Genomic DNA, 22,179 nt, shown 5'->3' with positions numbered 1-22,179 from the left:
CCTACCCCTTATTGCTAGGCAGTCCCTGGCAGATCACGCAGACTCCATGCCCCAGACCTACGACATCCGTCTCATCGCCCCGTCCGGCTACCCGCAATCCGCTGAAGCCATGCAGCGAGGCATCGCCCGCCTCGAGGCCGCAGGCCATCGGGTGAGTGGTCTGGAGGTTCTCTCGCGACGCGAACTCCGGTTCGCGGGCAGCGACGCCCAGCGCGCCGCGGACATCAACGCGCTCGCCGATCCGTCGCGGGAGCTGCCGGATATCGCGCTTGCCATCCGTGGCGGCTACGGTGCGCATCCCATCCTTCCCCTGCTCGACTACGACGGCCTGGCAAGGCGGCTGCGCGACGCACCCATCGCCCTGGTGGGGCAGAGCGATTTCACCGCCGTGCAATGCGCTCTCTATGCGAAGTCCGGCCTGATCACGCTCGGGGGCCCCATGCTCGGCGGCGATTTCGGGGCGTTGCATCTCGACGAACTGACCTGGAAAAGCTTCTGGCAGACGCTCTCCTCGGCGGAGGGCTCGGCGACGTGGGCCGCGCCGGCAACCGTCGACCTCGCCGTCGAAGGTCCGGTCTGGGGCGGCAACCTGGCGATGCTCGCCGGCCTGGTGGGTACGCCTTACTTTCCCGCCATCGAAGGCGGCATTCTGGTGGTCGAGGATCTAGCCGAGCCGCCTTATCGCGTGGAGCGCATGCTTTATCAGCTGCTCCATGCCGGTGTCCTGCGTCGACAGGCCGCCCTGGTGATGGGCGACTTCATCAACTACCGCGTGACCGAATACGACAACGGCTATGACGTCGATGTCGCCTTCGACCGGATCGCCGCCGCCAGCGGCGTACCAGTGGTGCGCGGCCTGCCTTTCGGCCATGGGCCGAGCAAGTTCACCCTGCCTTTCGGCGCCCCGGCACGTCTTCGCGTCGACGCCGGTGAGGCCGCTCTCACGTTTACCGGCCACCCCCGGCCGAAAACCCCGTAAAATACCCGGCCGCGCGGCGGCCGATCCGCCACAGGACAACCGAACATGAAGATCATCGAAGGCGATTTCGCCACCCCCAAGGGCCGTTTCGCCATCGTCGCGGGCCGTTTCAACAGCTTCGTCGTCGAGCCGCTGATCCAGGGCGCGCGTGACACCCTCGTTCGTCATGGCGTGAATGATGATGCGATCGACCTCATCCGCGTTCCTGGCGCCTGGGAAATCGCTCAGGCCGCCTATAAGGTAGCCGGCGCCGGCAACTACGCCGCGGTGATCGGCCTGGGCGCGGTCATCCGCGGTTCCACGCCGCACTTCGACTACGTGGCCGGCGAAGCCGCCAAGGGTCTCGGTCAGGCCGCCTACGCGTCCGGCGTACCCGTGTCGTTCGGTGTGCTGACCACCGACAGCATCGAGCAGGCTATCGAGCGCGCCGGCACCAAGGCCGGAAACAAGGGCAGCGACGCGGCCATGGTTGCGATCGAAATGGCCAACCTCTACACGAAGCTGGGTAAATGAACACTCCTCCTCACGGTATCGACCTCGCCGCGCGTTCGCGCGCCCGCCGCCGCGCGCTGCAGGCGCTGTATGCCTGGCAGGTGGGTGGCTCGAAAATGGGTAGCGTGATCGAGCAGTTCCGCCACGAGCAGGACATGGTCGTCGCCGATCTCGAATACTTCGAGGACATCCTGCGCGGCGTCGAGAAGCACGTGAAGGAACTGGACGACGGCATCAAGCCCTTCGTCGACCGTGAGGTGTCGCAGATCGATCCCATCGAGCTGTCGGCCCTGCGCATGGGCGCGTACGAGCTGAAATACCGCCCGGACGTGCCGTATCGCGTGGTGATCAACGAGGCCGTGGAAGCCACCAAGCGGTTCGGCGCCGATCACGGCCACAGCTATGTGAACGGTGTTCTCGACAAACTCGCGACGCACTGGCGTACGGCCGAGAAGCGATCCTGAGCGGACCGCGAATCCTCGCGGGACAAGGAACCTGCATGGAATTCGACCTGATCGATCGTATCCGTCGTCACACGAGCGTCCATCGCGACGATGTGGTGACCGGCATCGGTGACGATGCCGCCGTGGTGGCGGTACCGGCCGGACGTGAGCTCGCGATCGCCGTGGACACCCTCGTCGAGGGTGTCCACTTTCCCGTCGGCACGTCCGCATCCGATATCGGCTGGAAAGCGCTGGCGGTCAATCTGTCGGATCTGGCGGCCATGGGTGCCACGCCTGCGTGGGCGCTGCTCGCGCTGACGACGCCCGATGGCGATGAAGCCTTTTTCGACGGCCTCGCGCAGGGTTTCGCCGAACTGGCGACGCCTTATCGGCTCGCCCTGATCGGTGGCGACACCACGCGCGGCCCGCTTACCGTCACCGTTGCCGTGCATGGCTTTACCGCACCGGGCGAGGCGCTGCTCCGGTCGGGCGCGCGCGTCGGCGACGTGGTGATGGTCACCGGGACGCTCGGTGACGCCGCCGCGGGTCTGCGTTGCCTCGATGAAGCCGACACGGCGCCTTACGCCGCCATGATCGAGCGACTGAATCGCCCTGTGCCGCGTGTCGCGGCAGGGCAGGCGCTGCGTGGCGTGGCAACGGCGTGCATCGACGTCTCGGACGGCCTGGTCGCCGACCTTGGCCACATCTGCACGGCGAGCAACGTGGGCGCGTCCATCGATGCCGCGCTGCTGCCCCGATCGTCGGCGCTGCTGACGCACTTCGCCGAGGCCGACGCACAGGATTTCGCTCTGAGCGGTGGCGACGACTACGAGCTGTGTTTCACCGTACCAGCCGACAAGGCGGCCGAAGTCGGCGCCGTGCTGTCGCGGCTGGGTTGTGGCGCGACACGCATCGGCCGCATCGTCGATGGTGCCGGCGTGCGCGTGGTCGATGCGGCAGGTGAAACCCTCATGCCCGCTCGCAGCGGCTGGAATCACTTCGCGGCATGAGCACGAAGTACGTCCTCGATCCTGCCGATCGTCGTCGCCTGCTGGCCTCGCCGTGGGGCTGGATCGCCTGCGGCTTCGGCTCCGGACTGACGCCGAAGGCGCAGGGGACGTTCGGGTCGCTGGCGGCGATCGTTCCGTGGCTGTTGCTGCGGGAGCTGTCCGTGCCGGCCTGGCTCGTCATCATCGCCCTGTCGTTCGTGCTGGGCGTATGGGCCTGCGAAGTCGCCGGGCGCCTTCTTGGCGTGGCCGATCATCGCAGCCTCGTCTGGGATGAATTCGTCGGGCAATGGATCGCCTTGCTGCCTGCGCTGCTTGCACCGTGGTGGGCCGTGGCTGCCGGATTCCTCCTGTTCCGTCTGTTCGACGTGTGGAAACCCTGGCCGATCGCCTGGTTCGACCGCCGCGTGAAAGGCGGCTTCGGTGTCATGCTCGATGACGTTATCGCCGGTATCTTCGCCGGTGTCGTGCTGTTGTCGATCCTTCACTTCGTTCGCTAGGAACTCGCCATGGAATACCGTCGCCTCGGTTCGACCGGTCTCAAGGTTTCGGCGCTGTCGTACGGCGCGTGGGTCACGTTCGGTCGCCAGGTCGGCCGGTCGGAAGCGCGTGAGCTGATCGCGCTGGCCTACGACCATGGCGTGAATTTCTTCGATAACGCCGAGACGTACAACGCGGGCGATGCCGAGCGCCTGATGGGCGACGTGATCGCCGACCTGCGTCTGCCGCGCGACGCGTACACGGTGTCGAGCAAGGTGTTCTTCGGCGCGGTGAAAGATCCGAAGCCGACGCAGCGCGGCCTCTCGCGCAAGCACGTGTTCGACGCCTGTCATCAGGCGCTCGATCGTCTGCGCGTCGATTACCTCGACCTGTATTTCTGCCACCGCGCCGATCCGGATACGCCGATCCTCGAGACGGTGCTGGCGATGGACACGCTGGTCCGGCAGGGCAAGGTCATGTACTGGGGCACCAGCGAATGGGCCGCCAGCGAGATCGAGGAAGCGCACCGGCTTGCGCGCGAACATCATCTTATCGCGCCGTCGATGGAGCAGCCGCAGTACAACCTGTTGCATCGCGAGCGCTTCGAGCAGGAGTACGCACCGCTGTACGAGCGCTACGGCATGGGTACCACGATCTGGTCGCCACTGGCGTCGGGGCTGCTCACGGGCAAGTACAACGACGGTATCCCTGACGACTCACGCATGGGCCATGCCGACTACGCATGGCTGCGTGAGTCGCTGCTCGGTAACGACGGCGCGCGGCTTGAAACGGTGCGCTCGCTCGCCCCGATTGCCGCTGATCTCGGCATTCCGCTGGCGCGGTTGTCGCTCGCCTGGTGTCTGAAAAACCCGAACGTTTCGACCGTGATCCTCGGTGCAAGCCGCACCTCTCAGCTCGAAGAAAACCTGAAGGCGCTGGACGCTTTGAAGTTGCTCGACGATGGGGTCATGCGCCGTATCGAAGCCGAGCTGTCGCGCTGAGGCGGGGGAGTCGCCGGCTGACATTCTTGTCGCTAGGTCCTCCTACGGCCTTCGCCTTCGTGCGGAAGCGCTCCAAGAACGCCAGCCGGCGACTCCCCATCCAGCGTTACGGTGCAGTGGGGTGCGAGCAGAGCGCTCTTTGCTTTCCTGCCCGCAATCGCAGGAGTCGGAGGGTGCTGTTGGGTGTCGTTCTCGGAGCGCTTCCGCACGTAGGCGACGGCCGAAGGAGGACTTAGCGACGAGAATGGCACCCAACAGTACCCATTCGTCAGCGCGTGCTGTGCAACGCCGAGGCCGCGCCCGTCACGGCGATAATGCTCAAATGTCGCCGTAAAGCGCCTGCAAGGCTGCGATCGCCGCCAGACCCGCTGTTTCCGTCCGCAGAATCCGTGGTCCCAGCTTCAGTCCCGCAAATCCATGCGCCGCCAGCGCCACACGATCCCTGTCTCCGAACCCGCCTTCGGGGCCAATAGCCAACATCGCCGCACCCGTCAGTCCGAGTTCGCCGGCGCGCTTCGTTCCTTCGGGCAGTAGCGCGAGCCGCATCGGGCCGCCTTCGCCCAGCGAGGCAAGCCAGGTCGCCATCGGTACGGCGGCTTCCACCTGCGGCACCCGGGCGCGTCCCGACTGCTCGCATGCGCTGGCGGCGACCGCGCGCCAGTGGAGCAGGCGTTTCTCGGAGCGCGCCGCGTCCAGCTTCACTTCGGAACGCTCGGTCAGGATCGGCACGATGCGGGCGATGCCCAGTTCGGTGGCCTTCTGCACGATCAGGTCCATTTTCTCGCCGCGCGCCACGCCCTGTGCCAGGGTGAGAGACAGCGGGGATTCGTTCTGGAGCTGCCGCCCTTCGCCCACGCTCGCCACCACTTCGCGTTTGCCCACGCTGGTCAGCGTGGCATCGAACTCCGTGTCGTCGTGGCCCGAAAACAGCACGACCGGCGCGCCGGCCTCCATACGCAGGACGCGGGCGACGTGCTCGCCCGCCTGGGCGGGCAGCGTGATGTCAACTCCGCTGGTCAGCGGCATGTCGACATGGATGCGGATGGTGCGCATGGTGGGGCCTTCTGTCACGGAACATGCATTGTAGCCAGCGATGCGGACGGCTATCGTCGTCCCATCGACGAAGGAGCCGCGTAATGCCGATCGCCTGGTACTTCGATTTCGTCTCCATGTTCAGCTGGCTGCAGTGGCCGGCGGTGCGCGAACTGGCTCAGGAGCGGGAGGTCGTGCTGCGGCCGATCCTGTTCGGCGGCCTGCTGAAGCAGATGGGGCAGCGCGGCCCGGCGGAGATCCCGCGCAAGCGCGAGTTCACCTATCGGTATGCGCTGTGGCGGGCACGGCAGGCGAACGTGCCGCTGAAGTTTCCCCCGACCCATCCGTTCAATCCGCTGCCGGCGCTGCGCCTGTGTGTTGCCGCTGGGTCGACGCCCGAGGCCGTCGGCGCCATCTTCGAGTGGATATGGGTGCATGGCCGTGCGGCGGATACGCCCGAGACGATCCAGCCACTGGCGACGTCGCTGGGCGTCGGCGACGTCAGCGCCGCGCTCTCCGCGCCCGACGTCAAAGCCGCCCTGCAGGCGAATTTCGAACAGGCGATGCGCGACCAGGTCTACGGTGTGCCGACGCTGGCGATCGGCAACGAGCTGTTCTGGGGCGCGGATGCGCATGCGTTTGCGATGGATTACCTCGCTCATCCCGAGCTGTTCGATGACAGTGAGATGACGCGTCTTGGCGATCTGCCGATCGGGCTGTCGCGGATCCGATAAGGCCGTCGCAAAGTCGAAGCTGGCGACCGGTCAAGAAAAACGGATTTTTCAGAATTTTCGCGTATTACGGCGCATGGCCTGAAACCTAGGCTTCACTTGCGGCCGTCGAATGGCGTGACGTCATTCGGCACCTGCATCGTGAATCTACGGAGTCGGGCAGATGATGAGAAGAAGAAATCGCACTAAAGCAGGCTTGTGGATGCTTGCTGCGCTCAGCGTGGCAGCGGGGGCGGAATTGCCAGGCGCGGCAAGGGCAGATGACCAGAATCAGGTTTCGGTGTCGTCGATGAGCATCGATGCCCGCCGTGACGTCGAGCGTCGCGTCGACGAGGTCGCTAATCGCATCGCGAACTCGAAGTCTTTCTTTGAGGAAGATCATCTCCCCATCCATATCAAATCCCAATTTGATCCGGTGGGCCAGTCGCTTCTCATGGAAGTGGATGAAAGGTTCGGCCCGGTTTCCGGCTACGTGGAAATGGAAAATCTCCAGTCGGAAATTGCCAATGAGATCTGGCCGATGCTGGAGAATATCCGTGGATTCCAGGGGCTTGATTGGCGCTACGGTGGGAAAGACTTGTACTTCTGGTTCCCTGGCGACAGGCGTGAACCCGAAAAATCGAAACGAACAAAGCCCACTAGCCGGAACGGTCTCGGGTCAGTCTTGATCAACGATGGACATGGTTACTACTACCACCATGGCTTTCACGACTGGCGATTCCAGCGAGAACCGGCGAATGGAATTATCGAGGACCGGGTCACTTCAGAGATTGCTACCCCACTATGGGCGTGGCTGAGCATGGACGGCGTGGCTGTGAAAAGTAGCCGGGAGTCGTCTTTCGGGAATCACGAGCCGAGCGGCAAACCTCTTTATCTGATGGCCGCTCGTTACCTTCTTGAGCGGTCCCTTCCGGAGAGACCGGATATCTGGCATTCGTTGCCCGATGATGTGAGCGACTTGCGGGAGTATAGGGAAGACATTCGAAGTCGGCCGCTGTTCGCAAATGCGCTTGGCGTAGACGCCATGATAAGCATTCACACCAATGCTTCGGACAACACCAGTGTACGGGGTACAAGGGTCTTCTCTCAGCCCGGTCGCCCCGAGTCGGCTGAATTTGCATCCATGGCTCTCTGCTACATGCGTGAACATATCCATGCGAGCAAAGCTTATGAGGATTTTGCGGTCGCACCGAATCCCCAGTTTTCCGACAAGGGTGAGAATCGCTTGGCCGATATGCCGGCGATTATCGTTGAGCTCGGTTTCCATACAAACGCCGAGGACGCCGCGGCATTGAAAGATCCGCTTTTCGTCGGAAGCGCGATGCGCGGTTTGGCCAAGGCCTATCGTCTCTTCCGTAACGGTGAACGTTGCGAGGAGTTCGCCGTTCGGGTCCCAGACAAAGCAGAGAGCATAGTGGGTGACGTAACCAAAATTCCCATTACCTGGACCGGGCATCCCGATTATCCGATGAGCGTCAGTGCGGAGCGAGGATGGGCTATGGTGCCCGAAGCCCCGGCTGAGCAGCGCGTCGACCTTGGTTATCAGTGTCTTGACGATGACGTAGGGCGGTCTCCGTTCGCACTGAAAGTCGTAGGAAGAGACTTTGCTGGCATAGAGACGAAACCAGCGGAAATCATCATGACCTGTCTGCCCAGGCCTGAGATAGGCGTTGCTCAGCGATAGACAACCGTGCGGGGAAAAGGCGGCAGCGTAGAGCTACGACTCGACGGCGTGATGAGTTGCCGTACCCGGCAGTTCGTCACGCCACAGCCTTTCCGATTCCCGCGATCGCCGTATCCACCATGAAGTCGATCTCGCCCTCCGTAATGCAATACGGCGGCATGAAGTAAACGATGTTGCCTAGCGGCCGCAGCAATGCTCCGTTCTCCAGTCCGTGGCGATACACCCGCAGGCCACGTCGGTCGGCGGCCGGGAACGGCGTACGCGAGGCTTTGTCGGCGACCAGTTCGATCGCCGCGATCATGCCGGTCTGACGCACCTGCGCCACATGAGGATGATCCACCAGCGGAGCGATGCGCATAGCCATGTGAGCTGCAAGCACGCGATTGCGCTCCAGCACCGGATCGTCACGGAAGATCTTGAGCGTCGCGGTCGCGGCGCGGCAGGCCAAAGGATTGCCGGTATAGCTGTGCGAATGCAGGAAGGCCTTGCCCGCCGCATATTCCGCATAGAACGCCTGATACACGTCGTTCGTCGTGACCACGGCGGACAACGGCAAGAACCCGCCGGTCAATCCCTTCGACAGGCACATGAAATCCGGTGACACGACTGCCTGCTCGCAGGCAAACAACGTGCCGGTACGGCCAAAACCCACGGCGATTTCGTCTGCGATGAAGTGCACGTTGAACTCGTCGCACAGGGCGCGTAACCCGGTGAGATACGAGGGGTCATACATGCGCATGCCGCCGGCGCACTGGACCAGCGGCTCGACGATCACGGCACAGGTTTCGTGCGCGTGGCGTTCGAGGATCGTGCGCATCTCGCCGAGACGCCGGGTGGCTATCTCCCGGGGAGTCTCGCCTGGCTCACCTTCAAACGTATCCGCGGAGGGTGCCAGTTCCGGCGTGAGCAGCAGGGGCGCATACGTCTTGCGGTAAAGCGCCACGTCGCTCACCGACAGGGCACCCAGCGTCTCACCGTGGTAGCTGCCGGTAAGGGCGATGAAGCGGGTCTTCTCGCCGTGGCCCTGGTTCAGCCAGTAATGGAAACTCATCTTCAGGGCGACTTCGATGGCGGCGGAGCCGTTGTCGGCGAGGAATACCCGGTCGAGGCCCTTTGGCGTGATCCGGACCAGTTCCTCGGCCAGTTCCACGGCGGGCTCGTGGGTGAAGCCGGCGAAGATCACGTGCTCCAGCCGGTCGAGCTGGTCCTTCAGTGCCCCGGCGATGCGCGGCTCGGCGTGGCCGAACAGATTGGTCCACCAGGAACTGACGGCATCGAGGTAGCGTTTCCCGTCCGCGCCCACCAGCCATGCCCCTTCGCCGCGTACGACGGGTACCATGGGCAGGGTTTCGTGGTCGTGCATCTGGGTGCACGGGTGCCAGAGGACGGAGAGATCGCGTGCGATAAGGGTGTCGGTCATCCGCCCATGATCGCCCCCGGTCCTTCGTGGCTCAAGTGAGGATGTTGAGGTGATGGTTTGAAATGGCTTCGCCGGGTCGCCCTGATCGTTGTCGTACTGCTGCTGGTCTCGGGCCTGCTGTACTGGTTCCTGCCCGCCAGTCTGGCCGTGCCGTTCGCCGCGTCCCGCGCGAAAGGGCTGGTGCTGGACGATCTCTCGGGCACCTTGTGGGATGGGCGGGCAGGGCGTGTCACGGGCCGTGACGGCCGCGAACTGGGCAGCGCCACGTGGCGCCTCGGTCGGGACGCCATCCTCGGCCGCATTCATCTCGATCTTCATCTCGAGGGGCGCGCCGGCCGCTTCGACGGCCATCTCGAACGGACCGATCCCGATGCCATGCACTGGACCGGCATCGACTTCCGGCTTGACGCCGCAGCGCTGGCCGGCCCGGCTCTGCCACCCGAACTGATCCCGATGGGCGTCGTCGACGGCCAGATCCCGCGCGCCGACCTGCAGGGTAACTGGCCTGTCGCGCTCGACGCCGATATCCACTGGCGCGCCGCGGCCATACGCACGCCGGAGGGCTACGTCGCCCTGGGAGGTCTCGCCCTGAAGGCGGCCAGCGTCGGCGGCGTGCTTCGCGCCACGCTCGCGGACGACGGCAAGGGCTCGCTGGCGGTCGACGCCGCGCTCGCCGCGTCGCCGCTGGGCTGGCGTCTGGACGGCAAGCTGGTCCCGCGGGTCGCGGACAGTGCGCTGTCGCACCTCATCGCACGTTTCGGCCCCATCGGGCGCAACGGCTCCGTCAATCTGCAACGCAAGGCCGGGTTAGCGCCCGCGAACACGCCATGACCGACACCCTCGACAAGGCGCTTGCCGCCGCCCGTGACGCCGCCGGCGCCGCCGCGGAGATCATCCTTCACTACTGGCGCTCGGGCGTCGACGTGATCGTCAAGGGCGACGACACGCCCGTGACCGTCGCCGACCGCGAGGCCGAGCTGGCCATCCGTGCGATCCTCTCGAAGGCATTGCCGGAGGCCGGTATCTACGGCGAGGAGTACGGCGCCGACGACACGACGCGTGACTACCTGTGGCTGGTCGATCCGCTGGACGGCACGAAGAGCTTCGTCCGCCGCACACCGTTCTTCTCCACGCAGATCGCGCTGATGCACCGGGGCGAGCTGGTGCTCGGCGTCTCCTCCGCCCCCGTGTATGACGAGCGGATGTGGGCCGTACGCGGACGCGGGGCCTTCCTCGACGGTGAGCCGGTGCGCGTGGCCGCCACCGAGGCCATGTCCCAGGCCTCGATCTCCACCGGTAACGTAAAAACGTTGACGAGCGATGCCCGCTGGGATGCGCTGGGCGCGATGATCCGCGACAGCAACCGCATCCGCGGCTACGGCGATTTCTGCCATTACCACCTGCTGGCACGCGGTGGCCTCGATCTGGTGGTCGAGTCCGACGTCAACATTCTGGATATCGCCGCGCTGGCCGTGATCGTCAGCGAAGCCGGTGGCGTCTTCACCGACCTGTCCGGCGCCGCGCCTGGCCTGGAGACGCGCAGCGTACTGGCCGGTACCCCCGCGATCCACGCCGAGGCGCTCGCCCGGCTTACCGGGGCTACAATCGACCGATGAACAAACGCCCGACGATCCTCGCGACGCGCGACGCGTCCAGCAGCTACTTCCGCCATGCGGAAGAAGTCGACCTCGAATTCTCCAACGGAGAACGCCGCACGTTCCAACGGCTGAAGAGCGGCGGTCACGGCGCCGTGCTCATCGTTCCGATGCGGGATGCGGACACCGTGCTGCTGGTGCGCGAATACAGCGTCGGCGTCGAGCGCTACGAGCTCGGCGCACCGAAAGGCCGCATGGATGCCGGCGAAACCGCGGAAGAGGGCGCGAACCGGGAGCTGAAGGAGGAAGTCGGCTTCGGTGCGCGCAAGCTCACCTTCCTCGGCACGCTGTCGCTGTCGCCGGCGTATATGACCCACCAGATCCACATCGTGCTGGCCGAGGATCTGTACCCGGAACGCCTCGCGGGTGACGAGCCCGAGGAACTGGAAGTCCTGCCATGGCGCATGGATAACCTCCACGAGCTCATCGCGCGCGACGACGTGACCGACGGGCGTTCCATCGCCGCACTCTTCATGGCCCGCGAGTTCCTCGCCGGGCGCTATACGCCGGCATGAGCGGCGCGCACGCCGCATGGCTCGACCCGGTCTGCGCGATCGCGCGCGACGCGGCCGAGGCCATCCTCGCCATCTACGCGCAGGATTTCGAAGTCGTCTGCAAGGACGACAATTCACCGGTGACCGCCGCCGACCTCGCCGCGCAGCGTGTCATCGCGGAAGGCCTGCGGAAGCTCGCGCCGGGCGTGCCGGTGATTTCCGAAGAGGCGCTCGCCGCGCCCTGGGCGGAGCGTCGCACCTGGCGCCGTTACTGGCTGGTCGACCCACTCGACGGTACGCGTGAGTTCGTGAAGCGCAACGGCGAGTTCACCGTGAACATCGCACTGATCGAGGACCATCGCTCGGTACTGGGTGTCGTGCTGGCGCCCGTCACGGGCGATCTCTACGCCGCGGTGGCTGGCGGCGGCGCGTGGCGCCAGCGCACGGTCGATGCACCACGCGAAGCCATTCGCACGCGATCCGCCGACAGTCTGCTGATGGTCACAGGTAGTCGCTCTTACGGCACGGGCGGTCGCACGATGACCTTGCTCGAACGCCTCGGTAAGCACGAGACCTTTGCGCTGGGCTCGTCGCTCAAGTTTTGTGTGATCGCGCGCGGTGAAGCGGACATCTATCTGCGCCTGGGTGCCACGTCCGAGTGGGACACCGCGGCGGCTCAATGCGTGCTCGAAGAAGCGGGCGGCGCGGTGCTCGATCTGGCGGGTCGTCCGTTCCGGTACAACACGCGCGACTCGTTGATCAACCCCGAATTCATTGCCTGCGGCGACACCGGCGTCGACTGGACCGCGCGGCTGATCGACCCGGAGAATCCCGCGTGACACGACCGGTCGACGACCTCATCGCGATCATGGCGCGCTTGCGCGATCCGGAGAACGGTTGCCCCTGGGATGTGAAACAGAACTTCGCCACGATCGCGCCGTACACGATCGAGGAAGCGTACGAAGTCGCCGACGCGATCGATCGCAACGACATGCGCGATCTTCGTGATGAACTGGGCGACCTTCTCCTTCAGGTGGTCTTTCATTCGCGCATGGCGGAAGAGGCCGGGCACTTCGCATTCGGCGATGTGGTCGACGCGATCTGCGACAAGATGGTGCGCCGCCATCCGCACGTGTTCGAGGATGTGACGCACGCGAATGACACGGCACGTTCGCGTGACTGGGATCGTCTGAAGGCTGAAGAGCGTAAGGCGCGTGGCGTGGAAGACACCAGTGCGCTGGCCGGTATTTCTCCCGGACTGCCGGAGTGGCAGCGTGCGGTGAAACTTCAGAAGCGCGCGGCTAACGTCGGCTTCGACTGGCCGGATCACACGCCGGTGCTGGACAAGATGGCGGAAGAGATCGAGGAGGTCCGCCACGAGTTCGATAACGGTGCGGACGAGGACCGGCTGGCCGATGAGATCGGCGACGTGCTGTTTGTCGCGGCGAATCTGGCACGGCATGCGAAGGTCGACGTATCGCGCGCGTTGCGTGGGGCGAATGCGAAATTCGAGCGACGTTTTCGCGGGATGGAAGCGATGGCCGCGGCCGAAGGGCGTAAGTTGTCGTCGTATTCGCTGGAGGAGCAGGAAGCGCTCTGGGTTCGCGTCAAGCGCGACACCGCCATGTAGGAGCGCGCCTCGCGCGCGAACCCAGAACATCGCGCGCAAGGCGCGCTCCTACAGGCAAGAAACGGGGCCTTGCGACCCCGTCGTGTCTTATTTGCCGTCAGCCGACTTCGAAGCGGCCCGTGCCTGCATGCGCTGCCTGAAGGCTTCCATGTCCTGATGACGCTTCTGGTCCTGCGCGAGGTTCTCGTCAAGGCTCTTGCGCAGTGTCGCGATCGCGGCATCGACGTTCTGCGGCTGCATCTGCGCACGTGCCAGGTGACGGTACGCATAGTCACGCACGCGCGGATTCTGCGACTTGGCGAGTACCTCGTTGTACAGCGCCGGCAGTTCCTTCTGGCGACCGGTGGTCACATAAAGGCGCTCGAGCGAACGAAGGTCGCCGATTACACCACCGTCTTCCGGACCGCCATGGCCATGCTGGCCCCAGCCGCCACGCTCGCCGCGGCCGTGCCCATGATCGCCACCGTGGCCCCATTTCGGACCGTCGGGACCCTGCGGGCCCGGGCCACGCTGCGGGCCGCCGGTCTGGGCGGACGAGGTTGCCGGAGCGGCGGGGGTCCTGGGAGCGGCATCCTGCGCATACGCGAAGGCAGCCGAGCCGGCGAGGAGGAGGGAAGCGGCACTGGCGAGAAGGGTCTTGCGTTGCATAGGTTATCTCCCGGTTGGACTTGCACGGTGAAAAACGTGCTGCCGCGCGACCGGTTGACCAACCCGTTGTGATCCAGTCAGCATTCCGTGCAGGCAGCTTGCAACCTTTTCCGTCCGGCCGGCATCCATCACCGGTACACCGAATCACTCCGGAGGGTTTTCCCCATGCGGCACCTGATCTTCGCGTCACTCCTGCTTCTTCCCGCCATCGCTCTTGCCGATGACGTGCCTTCCTGCCAATTTCACGCGGACCGCAACCTCGATCTCGATCTGTCGGGCGTGCGTTCCGTACGTTTCATCGTGAACGCTTACGACCTCTCGGTCGAAGGTGGCGCGGCCGCTGGCAAGGGAACCATCCGTGGCAAGGCGTGCGGTTCGAGCCAGGAACTGGCCGATAACCTCGTCGTGACCCAGGAAAAGCGCGGCGATACGCTCGTGGTCGAACTCACCACCAAGCGCAAGGGCTGGTCAGGCGGCTGGGGCAGCAATTACAGCTATCTCAAGGTCAATGCGAGCATCCCCGCGACGCTGCCGGTGACGGTCGAGGGTGGCTCGGGCGATGCGAAGGTGCGCGGCGTCGCTTCGGTGGAGAGTACGGCGGGTTCCGGCGATATCGAGGTCTACGACGTGAAGGGTGCCGTCAAGGCACGCATCGGTTCGGGTGACTTCACCAGCGACGGCACCGGTCCGATCGAGGTCGACTCCGTCGGCTCGGGTGACTTCAAGGCTCGCCATGTCCATGGCGACGTTCGCATCGGCACCGTCGGGTCGGGCGACGCCAAACTGGTCGATGTCGACGGCAACGTTGAAGTCGGCACCATCGGTTCGGGCGACCTCGAGGTCGACGGCGTGAAAGGCAACCTCACCGTCCGGACCAAGGGCAGCGGAGACATCGAACAGCACGGCGTGAGCGGCAAGGTCGACGTCCCGAATTCGGACCGCTGAGTCCACACGTTCCGGCGACATCGTCTGACGATATGATCCCGCCCTCACCGGCGGGATTTTTTCAGATGGCGTGGCTACCCGAATCGTTGCGCAACCTTCGCCGCGATGTACTTTTTCTCGTACTGCTGGCCGTGGCCGTGGTCTTCGCGGTGGCGAAACCGGCGCATCTGAAGGCGTGGCCTGGCCTGGTCGACTGGCCGACGATCGCGACCCTCTCCGGGTTGCTGGTTCTGACCAAGGCCGTCGAGAACAGCGGTGCGCTCAACGTCGCGGGGCGCTGGCTGATCGATCGTACTTCCACACGCCGCATTGCCGCGCTGGGGCTGATCGCGCTCACCGCGCTGTTGTCGATGCTGCTGACCAACGACGTGTCGCTGTTCGTCATGGTTCCGCTGACGCTGAGCATGTGTCGCATCGCACGCATGCCCGCGACGCGTCTGGTCATCTTCGAGGCGCTTGCGGTCAACGCGGGCTCGATGCTCACGCCGATCGGCAATCCGCAGAACCTGTTCCTGTGGCAGCAGTGGAACAACGGATTCGGTGGCTTCGTGTGGGCGATGCTGCCTCTGGTCGCAATCGTACTGGTCCTGCTGCTCGGCCTGACCGCGGTCGCATTCCCCTCCACGGCGCTCGAAGTTCACGAAGACACGGACGATCGTGTCGATCGCGGCATGCTCATCGTTGCCGCGGCGCTCTACGTTCCCTTTCTGGTGCTGGCCGATCTGCACCACGAAATCTGGGCCCTGGCGGGCGTGCTCGTCGTGTTTCTCGCGTACCGACGCCGCATCGTCGCCGCGATCGACTGGGGCCTGCTGCTTACCTTCGTACTCATGTTCATCGACCTGCGCATGCTCGCGGGGCTCGAAGCGATCAGGTCGTTTATCGGCGGGTTGGGGCTGGACACGCCGCTGCATCTCTATGCGACGGGCGCGCTGGCGTCGCAGGTGGTCAGCAACGTGCCGGCGGCGATCCTGCTGGCGGAGTATTCGCATGACTGGCGCACCATCGCGTTCGGGGTGAACGTGGGCGGCTTCGGTTTCGTGCTGGGGTCGCTGGCCAACCTGATCGCGTTGCGGCTGCTGGGGGAGCGCAAGGCATGGGGCACGTTCCACGTATGGTCGGTGCCGTTCTTCGTGGTGGTCGGCCTGATCGGCTGGGCGTTGTTGTAGGAGTCGCGCGCGGAGCGCCCTCAGACCTTACGGTTGCCCTTGGCGCCCGTGTTGCTGTTGCCTCTGTCATGCGCCTTGATGAAATCGCGCACGTCCGGGTAAACGATGTCGCGCCAGCGACGACCGCTGAAGATGCCGTAATGACCGGCGCCTTCCACCGTGATGTGCTTCTTGCGCTTCTTCGCGATGCCCTTGCAAAGGCTGTGCGCGACCTCGGTCTGACCGGGGCCGGAGATGTCGTCGAGTTCACCTTCGATGGTGAGCAGGGCGGTGTCCTTGATTTTGGCCGGCTGCACCAGTTCGCCGTGGATCTCCCACGTGCCCTTGGGCAGGCGGTGCTCCTGGAACACCGTCTCGATCGTGTCGAGGTAGTACTCGGCCGGCATGTCGAGCACGGCGTTGTATTCGTCGTAGAACTTGCGATGCTGCTCGGCGTCGTCGAGGTCGCCCTTGCGCAGGTTCTCGTAGAAGTCCCAGTGCGACATGACGTGGCGGCTCGGGTTCATGGCCAGGAAGCCCGCGTGCTGCAGAAAACCCGGGTAGACCTCGCGGCCGGCACCGGGATACTGGTACGGCACCTTGTGGATCAGCTGGTTGCGAAACCACGACAGCGGCCGCGTGGTGGCCAGGTTGTCGACACTGGTGGGACTCTTGCGCGTGTCGATCGGGCCGCCCATGAGGGTGAGCGTGGCGGGCGTCGCCTCACCGCGCGCAGCCATCAGCGAGACGGCGGCGAGCACCGGCACGGTCGGCTGGCAGACCGAGACGACGTGCGCGCGGTGCACGCCGACGTGACGGATGAATTCCTCGACGTAGGCGACATAGTCCGCCAGCGAGAACGAGCCTTCGTCCAGCGGGATCATGCGTGCGTCGACCCAGTCGGTGATGTACACCTTGTGGTCGCGTAGCAGGGTGCGCACGGTGTCGCGCAGCAGGGTCGAGTGATGGCCAGACAACGGAGCCACGACCAGCACCGCCGGATCGTTCTTCATCTTGTCGACGGTCGACTGATCGTCGGAAAAGCGTTTGAAACGCTTCAGTGTGCAGAACGGCTTGGCCAGCGCCACCTGCTCGACGATGGCGACGTCGTGCCCGTGCGCGTGCACACTGTGGATATCGAATTCAGGCTTTTCGTAAGCCTTGCCCAGGCGGAACATGAGCTCGTACCCCGCCGCGGCGCGATCGGCGCCGGGCATGCGGGCAAACGGGCTGGCAACGTCGCCAAACATCTTCGCGCTCGCCTCGGCCCAGTAGGTCAGAGGGCTGAGCATCGAGCGTTGCCATTCGTGCATGAGATAGAGCATGCAGGTTCCGGAAGGGGCGGGGAGGGTGGCGCATCATAACCAGTTGCGCCGCGCCATATGTAAAGCCCCTGTTTTTGCTCGATTTAAACGGCGGCCTTGCGGCAGACCAGCAGGACCTCGTCCACGCCCGGGCCCGGCTCGAAGCCCGGCCTGAAGTCCAGGGCCTTCTGGAAACGCACCCCGAGCGGCATGAACACGCGGTTGTACCACCACATGGCGCGGGCGCGCTGGTGGGTCAGGTACCACTGGCCGAGGTCGAGCAGCTTCGAGGATTTGGGCTGCATGCCGTAGACGGCGCTGCGCTCGATGGTGAATCCGTGGCGGGCGAGCAGGTCGCGGATGGCGTCCGGCTCGTAGCGGCGGTAATGCCCGACGAAATCGTCGAAAGCGGTCCAGGCGTCGGGATGCAGCGGCACGGAAATCAGCAGGCGGGCACCCGGCTCGGCGACACGCGCGAGTTCACCGAGCGCGCCTTCATCGTCCACCACGTGCTCGAGGATGTCGAAAGCGCAGACGAAATCGAAGCTGGCGTCGCGGAACGGCAGGGCGCCGATCATGGCGTTGGCGACCCTGGCACCGTTGCGGCCGAGCTCCGCCAGCGCGGGAACGCTGAGATCGACGAACTGGGTGCCCTCGAGCGGCAGGCGCGGACGCAGGCCCGGCGCGACTTCGAGGCGGCGCGACGTCTGGGCCGCCAGTTCGGAAACCAGCGGCCAGGTATTGAAGCGCTTCGGTGAAAACAGCTTCGCTTCGGACCACAGCGCGTCATAGAAACGCTTATTGCTGCCGATCAGGTCGGCGTCGGTCCGCGAGGCCGTCGAGCCCGAGGTGACTGATGCAGTGGACATACGTTACCTCGGGCGGGACGGAACATCAGCGCAGGCGGGAAAGCTCACGCAACAGGGGCAGGCGGCGGACGCGAACCGCGGTGGCGCGGAACACGGCGTTGGCGAGCGCGGGTGCCGCCGAGGGTACACCGATGACGCTGGCGCCGGTGGGTTCGGCCGTGGAGGGCACGATCACCGTTTCGACTTCGTAGGGCAGCGGCTGCGTCGCCGAGACCGGGTAGTCGCGGAATCCCGTCTGCTGCACCTTGCCGTCCTTCACCGTGATGGCGAGGTTGAGGGCGGTCGAAAGGGCGTCCATGGTGGCGCCCTGCAACTGCGCTTCCAGGCCCAGCGGGTTGATCGCCCGGCCCACATCCGCGACGCAGACCGCGCGGCGGATATCGATGCCGTCCGCCGTGGGCGCCACTTCGATGGCGTGCGCCACGTAGGCGCCGAATACGTACGAGCAGGCGATGCCGAGGCCGTTTTCGCTGCGCAGCCAGCGGCTCCAGTCGATCTTCTCGGCAGCCAGCTTCAGCACGTTGGCGAGGCGGGCCGTGTCGAGGGGGCCGCCACGGCCGTTGTAAGGCAACTGGCGTCCCTCGCCGAGCATGGCGAGCCGGAAATCGAGCGGGTTCAGCTTCAGCGAATGGGCGATCTCGTCGATGAAGCTTTCCGTGGCGAACGCGGGTGTGACATGCGGCGAGCCGCGCCATTCACCGCGTGCCAGCTGCGATTCCAGGGGGTACCAGTCGCTGCGGAAGTTCGGTACCAGTCCGGCGGGAAGCGCGTCGGGGACCAGCTCGGACTGCCACAGGCGGCTGTCCGGCGTGGCGCGGCCGACCAGCATCGACGGGCTGGCCATGCGCTGGTGCCAGCCCACGATCGCTTTCTTGCGGTCGATGGACGCGTTCAGTCGATGCACCGCCAGGGGACGGTAATAGTCGTGTGCGAGATCGTCGTCACGGGTCCACAGCAGCTTGATCGGCCGGTTGCGAACGGTGTCGGCCTTCTTCGCCAGAGCGACGGCGACAGCCTCTGCGATGTAATCCTGCTCAAGACGACGGCCAAAGCCGCCGCCACCGCGGGGCACCTGGATATCGATCTGTTCCGGCTTGAATCCGGTCATGCGCTGCACGACGGCGTAGGCCGCGCGCGGAGACTGGGTAGCCGCGATCACCGTGATGCTGGTGTCGGCATCCAGGCGAACCACACAGTTCGGTGTCTCCGCCGTGGCATGGGCGATCCAGGGCTGGAAATAGGTGGCTTCGAGCGCGCGCGCGGCCTTCTTGCGCGCGGCGGCGACGTCGCCGTCGTTGCGAACGGTGGAAGGCTCCGCCGCCCCGGCCTCGTCGCCAAACAGCTCCAGCGCCTTCTGCTCGAGCGTGTAGGCGGAAGGTTCGACGCTGGGGCCCTGCTTCCAGGTGGCCTTCAATGCGGCACGACCGGCGAGGGCGCTCCAGGTATCCGTGGCGAGCACGGCTATCGAGGGCACCTGCACGGCGGTGCCGGCAAGCTGGCCCTGTTCGGGTGTGATGTCGATGACGTCGTAGACGCCGGCAATCTTCCCGGCCGCTTCGCGATCGGCGGTATCCAGCGAGCCGCCCGGGTAGGGGCAGCGCGCGAGCACGGCGACCACGGCGTCGCCGATACTATCGTCACCGGCATAACGAAGCTGTCCGGTCACCGCCGCGCGGGCGTCCACGTCACCGGCAGGCTGACCGATCAGGCGGTAGGCGTCGGTGGCCTTCAGCGGCGGCGCCGTCGACGGCGCATCGATCGAGGCAGCGGCCGATGCGAGATCGGCATAAGAAAGACGACGCCCATCGCTCGCGATGACGACGCCGTTCTCCGTGTGCAGCTGGTCGGCAGGCAGGCCGAGGCGACGCGCGGCCGCCTGCAGGATCAGCCAGCGACCGAGGGCGCCTGCCTGGCGCAGGTCGGCCCAGGCGGCGGGAATGCTCGTCGCGTCGCCGCTGCGCTGCCGGCCATAGGTGAATCTGGGTTCGCCGTTGCCAGCCTGGATGCCAAGCCCGAGTGGCTCGACGATGACACGCGACCAGTCGGCATCGAGTTCTTCGGCGATGATGCGCGCCAGCGACGTCGCGGTGCCTTCGCCGTTGTCCGGATCGCGCACGCCGATGTAGATGCGACCATCGGCTGCGACGCGCAGGTACGAGCCGACCTGGGCCCAGGCGTCGCCCAGCAGGCCGACCGGCGGCGGTCGGTCGAGGGCTTCGGCGCTGCCGATACCGATGACCAGTGCCCCCGCGGTGCCCGCGGCGTACTTGAGAAAGCGGCGGCGGGAGAGTCGGACTTCGCCACTCATGCCTTGCCGTCCTTCATGTTGCCCGCGGCGCGTTTGATCGCCTTGCGGATGCGGCCATAGCTTCCGCAGCGGCAGAGGTTGCCTATCTTGTCGATGTCGGCGTCCGACGGGTTTTTCTGCCGCGAGAGCAGCTCCACCGCCGCCATGATCTGGCCGGGCTGGCAGAAGCCGCACATGATCGCGTCCTCGTCGATCCACGCCTGCTGTACCGGATGCAGCTTGCCGTCGGCGCCGGCCAGACCTTCGACCGTGGTGACACGCTTGCCGGTGAGCTTCTCCATCGGCGTCTGACACGAGGCCACGGCCTTACCGTCGACGATGACCGTGCAGAAGCCGCAATCACCCTGATCGCAGCCGTATTTGGCGCCGGTCAGGCGCAGGACGTCGCGCAGGTACCAGAGCAGGGGCATGGTCTTGTCGCCCGAGTGCCGGTACCGCTTGTCGTTGATGATGAGGTCGATGCCTTCGCGTACGGGCTTGGGCGCCGGTTGCGAGGCGTCCTGTCGGGTCGGAACGGGTACGGGAGACGTCGGGCCTTGCTGTGCCATCTGCTTTCCTCAGCTGAACCGGTTCATTGTGGCATCCGTGCCCATGATCAGCGAGCCACTTTACTGAACAGATGTCGCCAGACCGCATACACAGGCAGTCCGGCGAGCACCACGAGGCACACCACGCCGGCGCTCAGCGGCTTGTCCCAGGCGTAGGCGACGACCACCGCGATCACGGTGCCGAGGAAAATCATCGGCAGCAACGGATACGCCGGCGTGGCGAACGCCGGCCGGCTGCCGCCGTGGCGGCGATACCAGAACAGCGTGGCGATGGTCACGGCGTACGCGACCCAGTCGCCGAACGCCGCGAAATCCAGCAACTGCCCGTAATTGGCCGACAGGACCAGCACGATGGCCCACGCCGCGAGCGCCATCAGGGCGATGTTGGGCGTGCGGTAACGCGGATGCAGCCGCGCTACGCTGGAGAAGAACAGGCCATCCTCGCCCATCACCTGGAGCACGCGGGCGCCCGCCACGAGGGTGATGTTGCAGAAACCCAGTGTGGAAACGGCGATGCCGATCGCGATGACTTTGGCGCCGGCCGCACCGAACACACGGCTCATGACGTCGGCGGCGGGTGCCTGGCTGGCGGCGAGGCCATCGTGACCCAGCACGGCCATATAAGCGTAGTTGGTGAGCACGTAGGCGGCGATGACCACCAGCATGCCCAGTACCAGCGCGCGTGGCAGCGTCCGCTGCGGGTCACGTACTTCGCCCGCGAGATTGTTGAGGTAGCTGAAGCCGGAAAAGGCGAACAGCACCGGCAGCAGGGCGCCGGCGAGGCTGCCGCTCGTCGGCGCGACGCCCGGTGCCAGTGCATGAGTGGTGCCGACGCCGGCGAAGGCCAGGCCGGTCACCACCAGGGCGGCGATGGCGAGCAGCTTCAGGATGGCGAAGAGATTCTGTACCTGGGCGCCGAAGCGGATCCCGAAAAGATTCAGCCCGGTCACGAAAATCAGCGCGCCCACGGCCAGCGGCTTGACCAGGTCGGGCGACAGACCGAACACCGACGTGGCGTAGCTGCCGAAGATCGTCGCCACCGCGGCGCTGCTTCCGCTGTAGATCACCAGCAGCATGGTCCAGCCGAACAGGAAGCCGGCCAGACGGCCGAACGCCTCACGCAGGTAGACGTAGCTGCCGCCCGCTTCCGGGCGCCGGGCGCCGAGTTCGGCGTAGCAGAGGCAGCCGATCAGGGTCAGCAGGCCCCCGCCCACCCACAACGCCAGCAGTACCCAGCCCGAGGACGTGCGTTGCGCGACGATGCCCGGGTTGAGAAAGATGCCGCCCCCGATGATGCCGCCGACGACGATGAGTGCGGCATCCATGAGGGTGAGACGGCGGGCGTAGCCGGGATTTTCCAT

23 protein-coding genes are annotated in these 22,179 nt (G+C 65.4%); 15 read left to right on the top strand and 8 right to left on the bottom strand.

All coding sequences use genetic code 11. The annotated features are described in order from the left end of the window. The first annotated feature begins 46 nt into the window (after window positions 1-46). The 6 genes from ldcA to BLT40_RS07870 are packed head-to-tail and all read left to right on the top strand — an operon-like array spanning window position 47 to window position 4,402. Window positions 47-979, top strand: a complete 933-nt coding sequence (gene ldcA / locus BLT40_RS07895) for a muramoyltetrapeptide carboxypeptidase (protein WP_090352601.1) — start codon at window positions 47-49, stop codon at window positions 977-979. 45 nt (window positions 980-1,024) lie between these two features. Continuing rightward, window positions 1,025-1,492 carry a 6,7-dimethyl-8-ribityllumazine synthase gene (gene ribE / locus BLT40_RS07890; protein ID WP_036110782.1) on the top strand — a complete coding sequence of 156 codons (468 nt, stop codon included), beginning with the start codon at window positions 1,025-1,027 and terminating at the stop codon, window positions 1,490-1,492. Further along, on the top strand, window positions 1,489-1,935 hold the full coding sequence (nusB, locus tag BLT40_RS07885; RefSeq protein ID WP_036110783.1) for a transcription antitermination factor NusB: 447 nt from the start codon (window positions 1,489-1,491) through the stop codon (window positions 1,933-1,935). Before ribE ends, nusB begins: the two co-directional genes overlap by 4 nt. A gap of 35 nt (window positions 1,936-1,970) precedes the next feature. Continuing rightward, window positions 1,971-2,924: a thiamine-phosphate kinase gene (gene thiL / locus BLT40_RS07880; protein WP_090352600.1), complete on the top strand. Its 954-nt coding sequence runs from the start codon at window positions 1,971-1,973 to the stop codon at window positions 2,922-2,924. After that, window positions 2,921-3,421 carry a phosphatidylglycerophosphatase A family protein gene (locus BLT40_RS07875; protein WP_090352599.1) on the top strand — a complete coding sequence of 167 codons (501 nt, stop codon included), beginning with the start codon at window positions 2,921-2,923 and terminating at the stop codon, window positions 3,419-3,421. The genes thiL and BLT40_RS07875 overlap by 4 nt, the downstream gene beginning before the upstream one ends. Before the next feature lie 9 nt (window positions 3,422-3,430). Next, window positions 3,431-4,402, top strand: a complete 972-nt coding sequence (locus BLT40_RS07870; protein WP_090352598.1) for a potassium channel beta subunit family protein — start codon at window positions 3,431-3,433, stop codon at window positions 4,400-4,402. 318 nt (window positions 4,403-4,720) lie between these two features. Here BLT40_RS07870 and BLT40_RS07865 read toward each other — a convergent pair whose 3' ends face one another. Next, window positions 4,721-5,455, bottom strand: a complete 735-nt coding sequence (locus tag BLT40_RS07865) for a 16S rRNA (uracil(1498)-N(3))-methyltransferase (RefSeq protein WP_090352597.1) — start codon at window positions 5,453-5,455, stop codon at window positions 4,721-4,723. 83 nt (window positions 5,456-5,538) lie between these two features. Here BLT40_RS07865 and BLT40_RS07860 point away from each other — a divergent pair, with 83 nt between their 5' ends. After that, window positions 5,539-6,168 carry a 2-hydroxychromene-2-carboxylate isomerase gene (locus BLT40_RS07860; protein WP_090352596.1) on the top strand — a complete coding sequence of 210 codons (630 nt, stop codon included), beginning with the start codon at window positions 5,539-5,541 and terminating at the stop codon, window positions 6,166-6,168. Between the two features lie 160 nt (window positions 6,169-6,328). Then, window positions 6,329-7,849, top strand: coding sequence for an N-acetylmuramoyl-L-alanine amidase family protein (locus tag BLT40_RS07855; RefSeq protein WP_090352595.1), 1,521 nt, complete (start codon window positions 6,329-6,331; stop codon window positions 7,847-7,849). A gap of 76 nt (window positions 7,850-7,925) precedes the next feature. Here the strand turns inward: BLT40_RS07855 and BLT40_RS07850 are convergent, their stop codons facing one another. Then, entirely contained in the window at window positions 7,926-9,269 is a 1,344-nt protein-coding gene (locus tag BLT40_RS07850; RefSeq protein WP_090352594.1) for an adenosylmethionine--8-amino-7-oxononanoate transaminase, read from the bottom strand. Window positions 9,270-9,326: 57 nt separating this feature from the next. Here BLT40_RS07850 and gspN point away from each other — a divergent pair, with 57 nt between their 5' ends. The 5 genes from gspN to mazG are packed head-to-tail and all read left to right on the top strand — an operon-like array spanning window position 9,327 to window position 13,048. Then, window positions 9,327-10,100 carry a type II secretion system protein N gene (gspN, locus tag BLT40_RS07845; RefSeq protein ID WP_036110802.1) on the top strand — a complete coding sequence of 258 codons (774 nt, stop codon included), beginning with the start codon at window positions 9,327-9,329 and terminating at the stop codon, window positions 10,098-10,100. Further along, window positions 10,097-10,885, top strand: a complete 789-nt coding sequence (locus tag BLT40_RS07840) for an inositol monophosphatase family protein (protein ID WP_043695567.1) — start codon at window positions 10,097-10,099, stop codon at window positions 10,883-10,885. Before gspN ends, BLT40_RS07840 begins: the two co-directional genes overlap by 4 nt. Next, on the top strand, window positions 10,882-11,439 hold the full coding sequence (gene nudE / locus BLT40_RS07835) for an ADP compounds hydrolase NudE (protein ID WP_043695564.1): 558 nt from the start codon (window positions 10,882-10,884) through the stop codon (window positions 11,437-11,439). Before BLT40_RS07840 ends, nudE begins: the two co-directional genes overlap by 4 nt. Continuing rightward, a complete protein-coding gene (gene cysQ / locus BLT40_RS07830) occupies window positions 11,436-12,257 on the top strand; it encodes a 3'(2'),5'-bisphosphate nucleotidase CysQ (RefSeq protein WP_079522598.1) in 822 nt (273 codons plus the stop codon). The genes nudE and cysQ overlap by 4 nt, the downstream gene beginning before the upstream one ends. Further along, the gene (gene mazG, locus BLT40_RS07825) at window positions 12,254-13,048 is read left to right on the top strand and encodes a nucleoside triphosphate pyrophosphohydrolase (protein ID WP_090352593.1); all 795 of its coding nucleotides are present in this window, start codon (window positions 12,254-12,256) and stop codon (window positions 13,046-13,048) included. Before cysQ ends, mazG begins: the two co-directional genes overlap by 4 nt. 87 nt (window positions 13,049-13,135) lie before the next feature. Here the strand turns inward: mazG and BLT40_RS07820 are convergent, their stop codons facing one another. After that, complete coding sequence (locus BLT40_RS07820; RefSeq protein ID WP_079522596.1) at window positions 13,136-13,696, bottom strand: hypothetical protein; 561 nt, start codon at window positions 13,694-13,696, stop codon at window positions 13,136-13,138. A 165-nt stretch (window positions 13,697-13,861) separates the two neighbouring features. Between BLT40_RS07820 and BLT40_RS07815 the strand changes: the two genes are divergently transcribed. Continuing rightward, on the top strand, window positions 13,862-14,641 hold the full coding sequence (locus BLT40_RS07815; RefSeq protein WP_079522595.1) for a DUF4097 family beta strand repeat-containing protein: 780 nt from the start codon (window positions 13,862-13,864) through the stop codon (window positions 14,639-14,641). A gap of 65 nt (window positions 14,642-14,706) precedes the next feature. Beyond that, complete coding sequence (locus BLT40_RS07810; RefSeq protein ID WP_090352592.1) at window positions 14,707-15,810, top strand: SLC13 family permease; 1,104 nt, start codon at window positions 14,707-14,709, stop codon at window positions 15,808-15,810. 20 nt (window positions 15,811-15,830) lie between these two features. Here the strand turns inward: BLT40_RS07810 and phaZ are convergent, their stop codons facing one another. From phaZ to BLT40_RS07785, 5 genes are all read right to left on the bottom strand, one after another. Then, entirely contained in the window at window positions 15,831-17,114 is a 1,284-nt protein-coding gene (phaZ, locus tag BLT40_RS07805; protein ID WP_051943347.1) for a polyhydroxyalkanoate depolymerase, read from the bottom strand. 83 nt (window positions 17,115-17,197) lie between these two features. Next, window positions 17,198-17,962, bottom strand: coding sequence for a class I SAM-dependent methyltransferase (locus tag BLT40_RS07800; protein WP_036110825.1), 765 nt, complete (start codon window positions 17,960-17,962; stop codon window positions 17,198-17,200). A gap of 25 nt (window positions 17,963-17,987) precedes the next feature. Further along, complete coding sequence (locus tag BLT40_RS07795) at window positions 17,988-20,270, bottom strand: xanthine dehydrogenase family protein molybdopterin-binding subunit (RefSeq protein ID WP_090352591.1); 2,283 nt, start codon at window positions 20,268-20,270, stop codon at window positions 17,988-17,990. Then, complete coding sequence (locus BLT40_RS07790; protein ID WP_079522592.1) at window positions 20,267-20,818, bottom strand: (2Fe-2S)-binding protein; 552 nt, start codon at window positions 20,816-20,818, stop codon at window positions 20,267-20,269. The genes BLT40_RS07795 and BLT40_RS07790 overlap by 4 nt, the downstream gene beginning before the upstream one ends. Before the next feature lie 47 nt (window positions 20,819-20,865). Continuing rightward, window positions 20,866-22,179 (bottom strand): amino acid permease, encoded by a 1,314-nt coding sequence (locus BLT40_RS07785; protein ID WP_036110831.1) that lies wholly within the window; start codon window positions 22,177-22,179, stop codon window positions 20,866-20,868.

The sequence above is a fragment of the Dyella sp. 333MFSha genome (genome assembly GCF_900102405.1).
Taxonomy (GTDB): Bacteria; Pseudomonadota; Gammaproteobacteria; order Xanthomonadales; family Rhodanobacteraceae; genus Luteibacter; species Luteibacter mycovicinus.
Note: the sequence above shows the minus strand (reverse complement) of the source record. Positions and strands in the feature narration are given on the sequence as shown.